A 209-nucleotide genomic window follows, 5' to 3' on the forward strand; every position below is an offset into this window, starting at 1 on the left:
CCTCGCCAACGGCGGCAGCGCCCAGGTCTCGATCAGCGATGGCGGCGCGAGCAGCAGCGTCACCGTCCATAGCGACGGCTCGGTGACCAGCAGCAACCCGGCGGTGACCGCCAGTTACGCCAATGGCGTGCTGAGCCTCGGCATTCCGGAACCGGCCAATGGCCAAGCCGTCAGCGTGTCCGCGACGCAAAGCAACGCGCTCGGCAATG

1 protein-coding gene is annotated in these 209 nt (G+C 68.4%); it reads left to right on the forward strand.

From position 1 onward, the window contains the following. Positions 1 to 209 (forward strand): hypothetical protein (locus tag C2134_RS21615; RefSeq protein WP_158248820.1); only part of this gene is annotated, 209 nt, incomplete at both ends.

The organism is Chromobacterium sinusclupearum (genome assembly GCF_002902845.1).
Classification (GTDB): domain Bacteria; phylum Pseudomonadota; class Gammaproteobacteria; order Burkholderiales; family Chromobacteriaceae; genus Chromobacterium; species Chromobacterium sinusclupearum.